At 49.2% G+C, this 15,785-nt stretch carries 10 protein-coding genes; 7 read left to right on the top strand and 3 right to left on the bottom strand.

Annotated elements, in window-relative coordinates:
* Positions 1-191 precede the first annotated feature (191 nt).
* The 3 genes from ACO0K3_RS12845 to ACO0K3_RS12855 all read right to left on the bottom strand — a co-directional run bounded on the left by ACO0K3_RS12845 (position 192) and on the right by ACO0K3_RS12855 (position 5,665).
* Entirely contained in the window at positions 192-2,615 is a 2,424-nt protein-coding gene (locus ACO0K3_RS12845; protein ID WP_422985159.1) for a TonB-dependent receptor, read from the bottom strand.
* A gap of 314 nt (positions 2,616-2,929) precedes the next feature.
* Entirely contained in the window at positions 2,930-4,285 is a 1,356-nt protein-coding gene (locus ACO0K3_RS12850; RefSeq protein WP_422985161.1) for a GH1 family beta-glucosidase, read from the bottom strand.
* 126 nt (positions 4,286-4,411) lie between these two features.
* Complete coding sequence (locus ACO0K3_RS12855) at positions 4,412-5,665, bottom strand: MFS transporter (protein WP_422985523.1); 1,254 nt, start codon at positions 5,663-5,665, stop codon at positions 4,412-4,414.
* Positions 5,666-6,384: 719 nt separating this feature from the next.
* Here ACO0K3_RS12855 and ACO0K3_RS12860 point away from each other — a divergent pair.
* From ACO0K3_RS12860 to ACO0K3_RS12890, 7 genes are all read left to right on the top strand, one after another.
* The gene (locus ACO0K3_RS12860; RefSeq protein WP_422985163.1) at positions 6,385-7,404 is read left to right on the top strand and encodes a LacI family DNA-binding transcriptional regulator; all 1,020 of its coding nucleotides are present in this window, start codon (positions 6,385-6,387) and stop codon (positions 7,402-7,404) included.
* 657 nt (positions 7,405-8,061) lie between these two features.
* A complete protein-coding gene (locus ACO0K3_RS12865; RefSeq protein WP_422985165.1) occupies positions 8,062-8,694 on the top strand; it encodes a TetR/AcrR family transcriptional regulator in 633 nt (210 codons plus the stop codon).
* Between the two features lie 170 nt (positions 8,695-8,864).
* Positions 8,865-10,052, top strand: coding sequence for an efflux RND transporter periplasmic adaptor subunit (locus ACO0K3_RS12870; protein ID WP_422985167.1), 1,188 nt, complete (start codon positions 8,865-8,867; stop codon positions 10,050-10,052).
* A gap of 3 nt (positions 10,053-10,055) precedes the next feature.
* Positions 10,056-13,214, top strand: coding sequence for an efflux RND transporter permease subunit (locus ACO0K3_RS12875; protein ID WP_422985169.1), 3,159 nt, complete (start codon positions 10,056-10,058; stop codon positions 13,212-13,214).
* A 124-nt stretch (positions 13,215-13,338) separates the two neighbouring features.
* A complete protein-coding gene (locus tag ACO0K3_RS12880; protein ID WP_422960757.1) occupies positions 13,339-13,989 on the top strand; it encodes a protein-L-isoaspartate O-methyltransferase family protein in 651 nt (216 codons plus the stop codon).
* Positions 13,990-14,007: 18 nt separating this feature from the next.
* Positions 14,008-14,331, top strand: coding sequence for a rhodanese-like domain-containing protein (locus ACO0K3_RS12885; protein WP_422985171.1), 324 nt, complete (start codon positions 14,008-14,010; stop codon positions 14,329-14,331).
* Positions 14,332-14,416: 85 nt separating this feature from the next.
* On the top strand, positions 14,417-15,739 hold the full coding sequence (locus ACO0K3_RS12890) for a TolC family outer membrane protein (protein WP_422985173.1): 1,323 nt from the start codon (positions 14,417-14,419) through the stop codon (positions 15,737-15,739).
* The last annotated feature ends 46 nt before the right edge of the window (positions 15,740-15,785 follow it).

A 15,785-nucleotide genomic window follows, 5' to 3' on the forward strand; every position in this document is an offset into this window, starting at 1 on the left:
GAGTGGGTATGACTAGCGGAATACAGCGTTCAAACTGTATTCCGATACAACGGACTTACTACAACACTTTTAATGCACGTTCTACTACTTTACTACTACTGCTTTGCCGCGATGCGCTACTGCATGCTTTAGCGTACTACGGCACTTCTACGACTACGCCAATTCTGCGCTTGCTATATCAGTGCAGAAACTTAGAACTTATATGAAACACGAACGCCCATAGTGCGAGGTGCGTTGTAGAACGCGCCGAATAGTTGTTGATCCGGACGGCATGGCAGATCGCCACACAGATCAGCGACGTCTAGTTTGACAGCTTTATCTGTAGCATTCGTGACGAAAGCTTCTAATGTGTAGGCTTTGTTATACGGTGCGTAACGCAGGCTCAGGTCGAGTGTCGAGTAGGCTTCTTGCTTCTTTACTCCCGGATGGCCTGGTACCTCGTTATTAAATGCACCGCTGCCGACGAAGGACATACTTTCGTAGTGCAGGGAGGCGCGTGGCGTCAACATACCGCCAGCCAGGGTGAAGTCGTGTTCATACTGCACCGTGGTGGCAAACTTCGGCGCATGCTTCATCGTGCTGCCGCCAACATTGACATTCGGTGCGGTGGAGCCGCAGGATTGTCCGTTTGCGCGGGCTGCATCGGTGTCGCAAGAGATGAAGTCGTCATAGACAGCATTCAGGTAGGTTGCGTTGCCTGTGAAGCGATCTACGTTGGTCGGGCGCCATGCCCATTCTGCTTCTATACCTTTGACTGTGGCGCCAGCAGCATTGAAGTTGGCAAGTACATTATTGACGACCTGTGATTCGAGTTTGTCTTTGTACTTCATCATGAAGGCATCGATATTCAAGGATAGCTGACGATCGAACAAATCGGCTTTGAAGCCCAATTCATAGCTCGTCAGTTTTTCTGGCTTGGTCGTGGCACCACCATCACCGATTGCCGGAGAGTGGAAGCCTGTAGTTACTGAGGCAAACAGCAGGGTATTTTTTGCCAGTTTGTATTCACCGCGAGCGAGGTAAGTTGCCTGGCTATATTCGAGCGATGCATCGTTTTCGCCTTGATAGTTCCGACCACACGTTGCTGCATTGATGGTGCCGCCGGGGCCGACGTTGTGGGTATTGACCAGGCCGCCGCCCGGTGTGACCAACTGAGCATAGGCATAGGCGTCACTTGGCAATGGCGTGGTACCATAAACACCCGGGCTAGGCCAGCCGGGACATGCCCAGTTACGGCCACCAACATCGGATTTACTGTCTTTGGTGTAGCGTGCTCCTGCTGTTAACTTCAGCTGGTCATTCAATTCCTGACTGATCTGACCGAAGACGGCTTTGGATTTAAGCTGGCGATCCGGTTGGATAAAGGACATCATCGACGCGTATTGGCCAACGGTAGGTTGTACAAAAATAACTGAACCAGATGCAATGTCTTGAGCCAGTGTGGCAGGTGCGATCTGGCTACGATCAATGTCAAAACGGATTTTATTTTTTTCGTTGAACAGGAAGACACCGCCTAACCACTGGAATGCGCTGTTGTCATCGGAGCGTAATTGGAATTCATGCGAAGTGCTGTCAAATGTGGACCAGTCAGTACGGTTTTCTGCTTTAAATCCCGGGAACAAGCCAGCGTCGGCATCATTGGCATTGGTACGTTGGTAGCGGGTAAAGCCACCCATGTATTGCAACTCAGTCGCTTCATTTAGCTTGTATGAAATCTTGCCTTTATACGACATGATTGATTGATCAAGTGTTCCGGGTGTGTCTACCAGGGCAGAGCGCAATGTCTGACCCGCTCTTGGCTCGACTGCCAGATAGATATTGCCAGCACCGGTGTCTTTGTAATAGTCAGCAATGAAACTGGCTTTCAGATCCGGCGTGATTTTCCAGAGCAAAGAAGCGCGTGCGCCTTCTTGATTACCTGCACCGTATTTGGCCGCTCCAGGCAAAACGTTAGAACCTTTCTGAAAATCGACGTAGCCGTCATGCGAATCCTTGATCGCAGCGAGGCGTAATGCCACGCTGTCGCTGAAAGGAATGTTGATCATCGCTTGTGTTTGCAGATGACGATAGTCGCCAACCGTAATACTGGCTGAACCAAAGACTTTATCAGTACTCGGCGCGCCGGATACCAGGCTGACTGCACCTGCGGTTGAATTACGTCCGTTCAGCGTACCTTGCGGGCCGCGGGCAACTTCAACACGACTCAGATCGTACATTAATGCGGTGGCTGCTTGCGGACGTGGCATGTAGATACCGTCCATATAAAAAGCCACGGCAGGATCACCTAGTTCGGTGTGGTTGGCTGAGCCGACGCCGCGCATGTAGACGTGTACACCACCGGAGTCGCCGTGCTGTTCCACATTCAGACTAGGGATCAATGCCATCAGAGAGGCGAGATCCTTGACCTGATTATTGGCAAGAGTTTCCTGGGTGAAGGCGGTAATTGCCAACGGAGTTTCTTGTAGCATGGTGTCGCGTCGTGTAGCGCTGACAACGATACTATCGATTTTTTCATTGTTTGCTGCAGGTGCAGTTTGCGCTGTTGCGGTACCGCTGGAAACGAACGCAATTTGAGCGAGGCTCAGTGCTATCGTTGTTTTTTTAAAGTGGTTCATTTGTCGTCCTCTAATATCTCGTATGGAGTTTGGTTTATTGTTAGATTGGATGAGGTACATTTTATGATGTGTTCATACTTCTCTCGCTCCCATTTTTACGGCCCGTACTTCTTATTGCTGTGCGTGGCGCTGTTATTACCATGTTGATCAATTTGTCTTGAGTTTTATTACTTTTTATCCTGCAAAAAATCAGGTGGCACTATCGTTTAACTGCCATTTTTGGGGCGGATATTTGCTAATTACTCACCTCTTACTGCACTCCTTGCTGCTGTACTACATCCTTTGCTGTCGCCATGCGCTGTTACCTGAGATGGCTACGCTGTTTTACTTTGTGCATATTCACGGGTGGCATGTAATGCCATGTGCGAGTCGATAAACTGGCGATACCAGATGCCGCTTCCTTTGACGGTACGTTGTTGCGTCGCATAATCGACATAGACCATGCCAAAACGTTTGGCGTAGCCAGAATTCCATTCGAAGTTATCCATCAGGCTCCAGTAGAAGTAGCCGCGTACATCAACTCCTTGCTGCATCGCTGCTTGCAACGCGTCAAGGTGTCGACGCAGATAGTCGGTTCTTTGATGATCATCGATGCCACCGCTATCCTTGTTCAACTGATCGGCAACGGCGATGCCGTTTTCAGTGATGTACACCGGAGGTAACGTATATTCTTGATGCAAACCGACCAGCAGATCGGTTAAGCCATCGGGATAGGTCTCCCATCCCATATCACTAAAGCCTAATTTGCCCTCGGGTTTGCGTGGGGGGTGTTCGGTACTAATGAAGGTACGGGTGTAATAATTCACCCCCAGAAAATCGAGTGGTTGCTGGATATTTTTGAAATCGTTTTCATGAATGAGCAAAAGCGATTGATCAAGATGTGCCAAAGCTAGTGCCGGATAATGGCCTTTAAAAATAGGATCCATATACCACTGCACAGATTGTGCGTATTCGAGCTTGGCTTTGGCGAGATCCTCGGCAGAGTCGGTAGCGGCGGTGACCGGCCACTGATTCAGAACGATGCCAAGTTTAGTTTTAGTGCCGGTAGCACGCATGGCTTGCAATGCCAGGCCATGCGACAGCAACAGATGATGAGACACCTGAATCGCTAATACAGGATCTGCCATGCCGGGTGCGAATTGACCCGTGCCGTGACCAAGAACTGAAGTACACCACGGCTCATTGTGGGTGGCGATGCTGGCGACACGATCGCCGAAGCGACGTGCTACCTCTGCTGCATAGTGTGCAAAATGTTGTGTTGTATCGCGGCTCAGCCATCCGCCTTGATCTTGTAGGGCTTGGGGTAAATCCCAGTGATACAGCGTCAGATGTGGCTGAATATTTTTTGCGATAAGTTGATCGAGTAATTTGGAATAAAATTGAAAACCAGCCTCATTCCATTCGCCTGATCCGGTCGGTTGTACCCGTGACCAGGATACCGAGAATCGGTACGCGTTGACATGCAAGGAGGCGATCAGTTCTACGTCTTCCTGATAACGATGGTAGTGGTCGCAAGCGACATCGCCGGTTGATCCGTCGATAATTTTTCCTGGAGTATTCGTAAAGGTATCCCAGATTGAAGGGCCGCGGCCATCCTCTGCTGCCGCACCTTCAATTTGGTAAGCACTGGTTGCAACACCCCAGGTAAAGTTGTTCGGGAATTTAGACATGGTTCAATTCTTATCAGTCAAAAGTAAATATAAAAATGGATTTCAAACGGGTGTCGTGTTTTTTATTTTTCAATGCATTATGAAAACGATTTCATTTGCGGTTAAAAAAATATCATCGTATTTCGACTATGCGCTGACATTTGTATCCGTATCCTGATGGTGGAAAGGAGCCCTCCAGGTCACCAGAAACGACGGGATGGTAGCAATCATGACAAACACGAAGTAATTTACGTAGCCAAGCAACTGTTGCAAGTGACCGCTGACAGTACCAGTGATCATCATGCACAACCCCATCAGACCCGTACCGAACGCATAGTGGGTTGTGGTGTATTTGCCAGGGGCGAGTTGCTGCATGAGATAAATCATGAAGCCGACTGAACCGAAGCCGAAAAAGAATTTTTCAATGGCGACACCTGCACTAATAAGTATCAGATTGTCTGGCTGATAGATGCTCATCAAGAGGAATGTTATGTTGGGGATATTGACCGCGCAGCACAGGATGAACAGTGTCGGCCGCAAGCCGCGTCGGGCGACAAAAATACCACCCAGCAGCGATCCTAATAAGACGGCACTCAGCCCATAGGTGCCGTAGATGATGCCGAGTAATTCGTTGGATAAACCAAGCCCGCCTTTGTTAATAGGATCCACCATAAAAAAAGGACCAATTTTTTCCAGAAAGCCGATGCTTAGACGGAACAGAAAGGCAAAGGCGATCATCAGCCAGACATCGCGTTTTTGAAAAAAGGTTTTAAAAGAATCGATGAGAATTTCCCACGCAGCCTTGATTGAGCCTGGCGCGTTGTCGGCACGTGCGCCGTCGGGCATGACGCGCAGATGCCAGATCGCCATGCAAAGCGTCACTGCAGCAACAATAAAAAATATGATGCGCCAGGATGCAATCCAGTCCGAGCCAAAGACGTTGGCATCATGGTGAAAATAATGAGAATGTAGCCATCCGCTCAGATAGACCAGACCTCCCGTGGCAATGATGGGGCCGATATTCCAGCTCAGACTTTGAATGCCGCAATACAGTGATTGGGTTTTGCTGTCCAATGAGGTGACGTACACGCCATCCTGTGCAATATCCTGTGTAGCGCCGACGAATGAGAGTACCCAGAAGGCGATCATCATCACCACCATATAGTTTGGTAGTGCCATTGCCAGCGCAACACCGGCAAAGCCCAGTCCGATGGCTAATTGTGAGCACAGTACAAAAAATTTCTTGGTACGGTACATTTCCACAAACGGTGCGAATAAAGGTTTTACTGTGTACGCGAGAATTAGATAGCTTGCATATTCTGCTGCTTTGCCGTTATCCATACCTAAATTCTTGAACATGATTGCAGTGACGCTGGTCAACGTCATATAGGTCAGCGCCATCGTGAAATAACCGGTCGGCACCCACAGCAGGGGGGATTTTCCGGGGCGTGTGGATGGCGTGGTGTGCAGCGTATTGCTGGCTGATGGCGTAGGCACAGAGTTCATTGGACAAGGCTCTGAGAATTAACCGACGTGACAAAGCCGACTCGCTTCAGTTTCGCGCTGTTAGAAAGGATGATGGTGGCGCGCGATGAGTTCGCGACCACATGCCCGATGGCGTGGTAAGGCTGCATTACTTGTCTCCGCTTATTTTTATTTTGAAATCGTTTTCAAATTCAAATGAAATTTACCACTTCAATTTCATTTGTGTCAATCGTGACGGGGCAATTTTTGTAAATTATTTACCTAGTGCTTAGTGCGAGACTAGGTCATAGCAGGGGGGTTTTCATAGGAGGATTGATTATTTAAAATATTGTTGTATTTTGAAAACGTTTTCAAATAAAATATGTCAAATAAAAAATATAAAAAAACCGGGTGACATTGTTTGATCTAATGAGGGCGGCAAACACATCGCCAAACGAGGCGGCTTCTGATGTGCCTATGCTATTCTTGGCCAGTGTTTTTTGAGCGCTTTATCAGTTGAGTGATTGATTCTGCCTCATGTTGCAGGGGCGGGCGGGTGCTGGCGAAGCCTGATGCGGAAGTCGGTACTTTGATGATATAAAAATATAGCTGTAGGCCATGGGTTATTTACCATGTTCAAAAGCGAGAGGAAAGAATTGAACAAAGAAGAAAATGCCACTATACCGGTCACGTTGCTAGATGTCGCCAAAGAAGCTGGCGTCTCGCCCAGCACGGTATCTCGTATTTTGAATGGTACAGCGAAGGTGTCGGCGGACAAGAGAACTGCGGTAGAGACAGCCATCGCGCAAATGCACTATGAGCCAAATCAGCTCGCACAGGGCCTGAAAAAAGGCCGCTCCATGACGATAGGCATCGTGGTGCAGGATATTTCCAGTCCGTTTTTTGATGAGACTTTGCATGGTGTTGATGACGGACTCAAGGGAACAGGTTTTGCATCCGTGATTGTGAGTGGTCACTGGAACGCAGAAGAAGAGTCCGAGCGGATCAAATTATTACTGGCGCGTAAAGTTGATGGAATTATTTTGCTGTCAGGCCGTATCGAAGATAAGGATGTGCTGCGTTTTGCGAATCAGCGTCCGATTGTAGCGACAGGGCGCATGCTAAATAGCAAGACGGCGATTGGCTTCAAGCTCAACAATGAGCATGGCGCTTATCTCGCGGTACGGCACCTGATTGAGCTTGGTCATCGCAGAATCGCGTTCGTGGCGGGACCTTCGAATAACGTGGATGCCGCCGATCGTCTGGCGGGCTACCGGCGCGCACTGACTGAATCAAATCTGGCCTTTGATCCGCAGTTGGTAGTAGAGGGCGATTTTCACGAGGCTAGCGGTTTAATGGCAATGAATCGTCTATTTGAGTCGCAGCAGCAGTTTAGCGCGGTGTTTGCGGCCAATGACCTGACCGCGTATGGCGTACGCCTGAGCCTGTATCGCAGAGGTATTCGCGTTCCGGATGATATCTCTCTGGTCGGCTTCGATGATTTACCTGGCTCGCTGTATACAACCCCGCCTTTGACCACCATACATCAGCCTTTATATGACATGGGACGTCTGGCAACCGTGGCATTAATGGGCTTGATTCATGGCGAGAAAATTACAACAGAATTACCGCCTCTAGAGTTGGTGGTCAGGGAAACGACAAGGCGGTTTCGTTAATTGCTCCGCACTTACAGTAACACTGACACAATATTGACTCGATAACCAAAATGCCTCGTTACAGTGGCACACATGCAAGATATCTTGCTTGGGGAAGCGTGCAGTTTACCGAGTTTTTAGAAAATTTTTAAAACGAATCCCCATGCTGGATGGGCCTGCTAGCCTGAAATGCCTCTGAAAGCCGCGTCCGGCCTGCGGAGTCGATGTCGGAAGTGTCTAAAAATCCAAAAATCGATATTTCTTGGAGCCGTTTAACTCCTCTACTCCTGCCTTTTCTTTGTGTCTCCGTGTCTCCGTGGTGAGGGGTTTGGGTTGTTGTATCAGTTCTATCGATGTGATTTTCCAATTTAGAAGTTTTTAGAACTTCCCGGTGATTTTGAATGCGCAACTCCCGTTTTGACGCTATTTTTTGCTTGCCGTCGCCATACCAATGTCGGGTTTACATCCGATTTCTCTCTACTTTTGCTTCTGGGTCGGTATAGCTTTGTGCCAGTTTGTTGCATTTCAGACTGTCAATTTGTCCATTCGTCGCATTCTGATTGTGCCGGAACCCGGCCTTTGTCAGACTCCGTACCGGGTTGCAGGGCGGGCTTTGCTTGACGCTGTCGGGATAGATGATTATATTACTGACTCAAAAGTAAGTTAATTTCCCCTTCTATGATGTCCTGTCCATTTAAGCCACGCTGGGAGCGCCGCAAGGATGCTCGCCCTCAAGAACTACTTTTAGCCGCCCTCGACTTATTTGTCGAACGTGGCTTCGCTGCGACGCGACTGGACGATGTTGCGCGGGCAGCGGGCGTGTCTAAGGGAACCTTGTATTTGTATTACAGCAGCAAAGAAGAATTATTTAAAGCAGTCGTACGTGAAAATGTGCTGCCCTTGATCGATGAGGCGGGCGAATTAATACAAGCTTTTTCCGGCAGTACCGCCGATTTGTTCCGCTTGTTCATGACGACCTGGTGGGAGCGCATGGGTAAGACTAAATTGTCTGGCTTGAGCAAGCTGATGATGGCGGAGGCGAGTAACTTTCCGGACCTGGCGCAGTTTTATCATGATGAAGTGATTGCTCCGGGCGACGCGATGATCGTTGGCATGCTGCGCAGAGGTATTGCTAGTGGTGAGATGCGTGCGATAGATCCGGAAATCGGAGCAAAAATTTTGATTGCGCCAATGATTATGATGATGATGTGGAAGCACTCGTACAGCGTATGCCAGATTCCCAACAAAGATCTGGATAGTTATCTGGAGCATTACATTGATATGGCTTTGCACGGCCTGCTTGTCAGATAAAGATAAGGCCGCATAACCTTGTGAGTTCGCTGTCACGGCAGCAGCATCACTCAATATAAATCGGTGCGGATTGGTTGGCATAAGTAGCAATTGAAGACACAGCATACAAACTAAATCATGTCGCACCAATGCGCAGATTTAAAAAATAATTACCTAAATATCGGATCTCTATGTTGAAGCGTCGTGGAACCTGGATTGTCATTGTGGTCGTGCTTATCATGGTCGCGGTGGTCGTGATGAAGAAAAAATCTTCAGATGCGCCTAAAGCACCGCTTACCGTCAGCACACCGCAAGTGCTGGAATTTTTACCTGGTGACATTACGACAGTTAGTACTACTGATATACAAAAAAACCTGACCTTATCCGGCGCCTTGCGTGCGATGAATCAGTCCGCAGTCAAAGCTCGGGTCGCTTCTGAAGTGAAGGAAGTTTTGGTTCGAGAAGGTGAGACGGTACAAGTGGGACAAGTGCTGATCAAGATGGACACGACAGAGTACGACGCGCGCCTGGAACAAGCGCGTGGTGCATTGCTGGCCGCGCAGGGGCAACTGGAAATCGCGAAACAGACACGCGATAACAACAAAGCACTGCTGGATAAAAATTTCATCTCTAAGAACGCGTTTGATAACGCGATTAACCAGTACGCCATTGCAGCAGCGAATGTGGATTCCGCTAAAGGCGCACTCGCCGTCGCACAAAAAGCACTCGCCGATACATTGATCAAAGCGCCGATTGCCGGGGTTATCAGCACCCGTAGCGTACAGCCTGGCGAAAAAGTTTCTGCGGATAATCGCCTGCTTGATATCGTCGATTTACGTACACTGGAAATGGAAGCCGCCGTACCCAGTCAGGACATCGCCAATATTCGCTTAGGACAAGAAGTTGCCCTCAAGGTAGAAGGTATCAGCGCTGCTATTGTCGGTAAAGTTACGCGTATCAATCCCGCCGTCCAATCTGGTTCTCGCTCCATCATGTCGTATATTCAGGTTGCGAATCCAGATGGCTTGCTAAAAGCGGGCGTATTCGCAGAAGCGCAACTCGCTCTCGATAAAAAACTCCATGTCCTCACGATCCCGCAAACAGCAGTGCAATATGACGGAGGCAAAGCGTTTGTCTACGCGATCGAGAACAATGTGCTGCAACAGAAAAGTATCAGCCTCGGTTTGCAGGGCGATAGCGTTGCCGGACCTGCGGCAGAAGTCTTATCCGGTTTAACTAGCGGCGCACAAATTGTCAAAGCCAATCTCGGTAGTCTGCGTCCGGGATTAAGCATCAAACTTGCAGTACCATCACCATCACCTGCACCTGCTCCAACGGTAGAGCCAAGCGCAACGCCAGCATCTGTGAGCAAGGGCTAGATCATGTGGTTCACTCGTATCAGTATCGGCAACCCCGTGCTCGCAACCATGATGATGGTGGCGTTTGTCGTGCTGGGCTTGTTTTCATATAAACGCTTGCGCGTCGATCAGTTTCCCGATATTACGTTTCCCGTTGTCGTGATTCAGACCGACTATCCGGGCGCATCACCTGAGACCATTGAATCCGATATCACGCGCAAGGTGGAAGAGGCGGTGAACACCATCAATGGTATCAGCGCACTGACATCGCGTTCGTACGAAGGTACTTCGGTCGTGATCATGGAATTTGATCTGACCATTGATCCGGCGCAAGCAGCACAAGACGTACGTGAAAAAGTGGCTTTGGTAAAAACGGGATTCCGTAAAGAAGTCAAAGAGCCGCGCGTGACGCGTTACGACCCGTCAGACAAACCCATCTTTTCTGTTTCCGTAACGAATGACGACAAGATAAAAAAACGCGGTTTTCGCGAGCTGACGACGATCGGTGATCAGATCGTTAAAAAGCGTCTTGAAAATGTGCGAGGCGTCGGTTCCGTCACGCTAGTCGGTGGGGTCAAACGTGAGATCAAGATTTATATCAAGCCGAATGAGATGGAAGCCCTAGGCTTGGGTGTCGATCAGGTGATCAACGCGGTAAAAAACGAAAACCAGGAGTTACCAACCGGTGCGATACGTTCTTTGGATAACGAAAAAATTGTCCAGATACAGGGACGTGTCAAAGACCCTGCGGATTTTGGTCGCATTATTGTGACTAAACGTGGTGGACAGCCGGTATTTTTATCTCAGGTCGCCACCATTGTTGACGGTCAGGAAGAGCAGGAAAGTCTGGCTCTGTATAACGGACAACGCACGCTGGCGCTTGATATCCTGAAAGCCCAGGGACAAAACACGATTGAAGTCGCCGATGGACTTGTAGAGGCATTAAAGAATCTGGATCCGCAACTGAAAGCCTTGTATCCGGGTGTGAAGGTACAGATCATCAAAGACGGTTCGCGGCAGATACGGGTTGGTGTTGAAAATGTACGTAGGACGCTGATCGAAGGCGCTGCGCTGACTATCCTGATCGTGTTCCTGTTTTTGAATTCATGGCGTTCCACCGTGATTACCGGACTGACTTTACCGGTTGCTCTGATCGGAACTTTCCTGTTCATGGATATGTTCGGTTTTACCATCAATATGATTACGCTGATGGCATTGTCCCTGTGTGTTGGTTTGCTGATCGATGATGCGATTGTGGTACGAGAAAATATCGTCCGCCATGCCGGCATGAAAGTGAATGGCAAGTTCAAGGATCATCATACGGCAGCGCTGGAAGGCACTGCAGAAATCGGACTCGCGGTATTGGCAACGACATTCTCGATTGTGGCCGTCTTTTTGCCAGTCGGATTCATGGGCGGGATTATTGGACGCTTCTTTCACCAGTTTGGTATTACTGTGACGGCGGCCGTATTGATCTCGATGTTTGTGTCCTTCACGCTGGATCCTATGTTGTCGTCGATCTGGCCTGATCCCGATGCGCACGGCCATGAAGGGCAAGCGCGAAAAGGGTTTTATGCGCACACGATTGGTCGTGTACTGGAACAATTTGAGCGCGGGGTGCAATGGTTTTCGCGCGGCTATCAAAGTATGTTGCGCTGGTCGCTTAAACACCGTATCAAGACTTTATTGATTGCGCTGCTGACTTTTGTCGGTGGCCTGATGATTCCTGCTACAGGATTGATCGGATCAGAGTTTGTGCCGCAAGCTGACTATTCTGAAACCGGTGTGACTTTTTACACGCCAGTAGGATCCTCGCTGGAATTGACTGAAACCAAAGTGCATCAGGTCGAGACTGTACTGAAGGAGTTTCCTGAAGTATTAGATACCTATAGCACAGTCAACACCGGCTCAGCACAGGGTAAGAATTATGTAACCACCTACATCAGGCTGGTACCGCGCAAGGACAGGGTGCGCAGCACTTCGCAGATGTCGATTCCCTTGCGTAATCGCTTGACTCAAATTGCGGGTATTACGGTCACGCATATCGGTGCGTTGGATGGTGTCGGAGGCGACAATAAACAATTGCGCCTGAGCTTGCTGGGAACCGATTTACGGCAACTTGCTACACTTTCGGAAGAGGCGCAACGACGTATGCGCGCTATTCCGGGAGTCGTCGATCTTGATACTAGCTTGAAAGCCCAGAAGCCGACGATTTCTGTACGTCCCAAGCGGGATCAGGGCGCCGATCTGGGTATTGGCGTAGCACAAATCGGTGCCGCCCTACGACCATTGCTAGCCGGTGAGGCTGCAACGACATGGCGCGCACCGGACGATGAAAATTATGACGTCTCAGTCCGCTTGTCGCCCAATGACAGAAACAACCAGGATGATTTATCACGACTGATGCTGAGCAGTTCTCAGTTGAATGCGGACGGTTCTCCTAAAATGGTCGCGCTGCGTCAGGTAGCGGACATTCAGGCATCCACCGGGGCAAATCAGATTAACCGGCGCGATCTCAATCGCGAGGTAGAGTTGTCGGCGAACGTCGTCGGTCGCTCTGCCGGCGAGGCAAGCGCTGAAGTGAAAAAGGTATTGGACAGCATGCAGTGGCCACCTGGTTATCGTTACAAAATGGGTGGCGCGTCTAAAAACATGGCGGAGTCTTTTGGTTATGCTTTATCTGCCCTGGCGTTGGCAGTCATCTTTATTTACATGATCCTGGCATCTCAGTTCGCCAGCTTCTTGCAACCCGTGGCGATTATGTCGGCTTTGCCTATGACCTTGATTGGCGTATTTTTGGCGCTGATGTTCTTCCGTTCGACCTTGAATATGTTCTCTATCATCGGATTCATCATGCTGATGGGATTGGTCACCAAGAACGCAATTTTGCTGGTCGATTTTGCGAATCAGGCACGTAAAGAGGGAATGGAACGTATGGAGGCTCTGCTGGAGGCTGCTCATGTCCGTCTGCGTCCTATTCTGATGACAACCCTGGCAATGGTGTTTGGTATGGTGCCACTGGCATTCGCCTTGACTGAGGGCTCCGAGCAACGTGCGCCGATGGGGCAGGCAGTAATAGGCGGCATTATTACTTCGTCATTGCTGACGCTGGTGGTGGTTCCTGTGATGTACACCTATCTGGATGATTTGGGGACCTGGTTTAAAAACAAATGGACTTCTTGAGCTAGTAATTTGAGCTAGTAATTTGATCTGGCAATTTGAACTAATAAACAAGGATTCTTCTAATCGGGGGCTGCGCTTTGATAAAATGCGGGTTCCCCACCTATATTGCGACAGAGTAAATACCATGAATATCGAAAAATCCCGTTTCAACATGATAGAACAGCAAATCCGCCCATGGAATGTCCTGGATCTGGACGTCTTGAATTTACTCATCGTTTGCAAGCGCGAAAACTTTTTTCCTGAGAGTCAAAAAAGTCTGGCCTTCTTTGATACCGAGTTACCTTTGGCCGGCGGCGCTTTCGCATTAAGCCCCAAACTGGAGGCGCGGATCGTTCAGGAGGTAGCATCGAAAAAATCAGAATCTGTCTGGCTGATTGGCGCCGGCACAGGTTATCTGGCAGCACTGCTGGCGCATCAGGCGAAGCATGTGACAGTGACTGAAACCAATCCTGAATTGATTGCAACAGCCACAAAAAATTTACGTGATAACGATGTCTCGAATGTCAGCATTATTCAAGCCAGTGGACTGACCGCTCAGCAGGGTGCGGCTTATGACGTTATCGTCGTCAGCGGTTCTCTCGAAATCGTTCCGCAAGTATTGCAGGATATGCTCAATATCGGTGGTCGTTTATTTGTCGTCACTGGACAGGCACCGGTCATGGCAGCGCAACTGATACGTCGTGAATCTGATACCAGTTTTAAAGCGACAACCTTGTTTGAAACTGTGGTGCCAGCCTTGCCGCAGTCTGAGCATGTATCGCGTTTCATTTTTTAAACGATTGCGGAAATTGTCATGCAACATTTAACTGCACCCGAGTTAGCAAGCTGGCTGGCGGATACTTCAAAAAATCCTCCGGTTTTGCTCGATGTCAGGGAACCTTGGGAGTATGAAACGTGTCATATTCCAGGTGTTGTTCTGATGCCGATGCAGAGCATACCGGGACGACAGCAAGAGCTCGATCCTGATTCTACGATCGTCTGCATTTGCCACCACGGAGCACGCAGTATGCAGGTCGCTCTTTTTTTAGAGCGCCAGGGATTTACCCAGGTAATCAACCTGACTGGCGGTGTGCATGCCTGGGCACAGTCGGTCGATAGTGCAATGCCGACTTATTGATTGAGACGTTTGACCTGTCTGAAACGCTTAAAGCGTAGCAAGCTCAAACATAAATTTAACTAACTACTACTCTCTGGAGTGTTACATGCGTAATCCCATCATTGCCACACTGATTGCCAGTGCTTTTCTGACGCTCAATGCCAGCGCCAGCGATCTGCTGCAAATATACAAAGATGCCTTAGTCAATGATGCGCAATACGGTAGCGCCCGCGCTTCGCAAGTGGCAGGTAAAGAAAAATCTGTACAAGGCCGTGCAGGTATTTTGCCAAGTGTGGCATTGAGCGGTAGCGATGTTCGTACCAATAGTAATTTTGAGTCAGATCTGGCGGGCCGTGACAGTAAGGGTACGAGCTACACAAATACGTATACCTTGGCGTTGTCGCAACCCTTATTTCGCTGGGCGAACTGGCAACAATATGAACAAGGCAAATTATCCGTCATCGTAAGTGATGCGCAATTTGCCCAGGCGCAGCAAGACCTGATCGTCAGAGTAGGTCAGGCTTATTTCGACGTACTTGCTGCACAGGATACGCTTGCGACTTTACAGGCTCAAAAGTCGGCAACCTCGGAACAACTGGCGTCAGCAAAGCGCAATTTCGAAGTCGGTACGTCAACCATTACCGACACGCATGAAGCACAAGCCCGTTATGATCTGATCATCGCCCAGGAATTTGCTGGTCAGAGCGATTTACAAATCAAGCGCGCAGCACTTCAGCAAATCATTGGCAAAGAAGCGGGCGATTTATCCAGCCTGAAACCAGGCATCAAACTCAGCTCACCTCAGCCGGAACGTATCGAGGAGTGGGTAGGCTCTGCAGAGAAGCAGAATTACGGCGTAGTTGCTTCACAAGTTGCCTTAGAAATTGCTCAACGTGATATCTCAAGAAACCGCGCAGGTCACATGCCAACGCTGGATTTAGTTGCCAGTACAGGACGCACTTCAACAGGCGGCAATTCCTTGTCCGGTACCGGTGTTGTGAAGCCGACGACTATCGGTGTTCAGTGGAACATTCCTTTGTTCTCTGGCTTTGCTGTAGACAGCCGTGTGCGCGAGTCAATTGCTTTAGAAGATAAAGCCAGAAGCGATCTCGACAATGTACGCCGCACAGCCGCACAAGGAGCCCGTCAAGCCTACTTTGGCGTTAACAGCGGATTGGCACAAGTCAAAGCTCTGGAAGCTGCAGAGATCTCTTCTCAATCGGCGCTGGATTCAAACAAGCTTGGTTATCAGGTCGGCGTACGCATTAATATTGATGTGCTGAATGCACAGCAACAGTTATATACAACACGTCAGAATTTGGCTAAGGCACGTTATGACACCATCATGAATGGCTTGCGTTTAAAATCCGCCGCCGGCACTTTAAAAGAATCGGATCTGGCAGAAATTAACGATTTGTTGCAGCATTAATTTTTAGTTCCAGTCCAATAAAAAAGCTCGCGCAAGCGAGCTTTTT

It is taken from the genome of Undibacterium sp. Rencai35W (assembly GCF_049340185.1).
Taxonomy (GTDB): Bacteria; Pseudomonadota; Gammaproteobacteria; order Burkholderiales; family Burkholderiaceae_D; genus Undibacterium.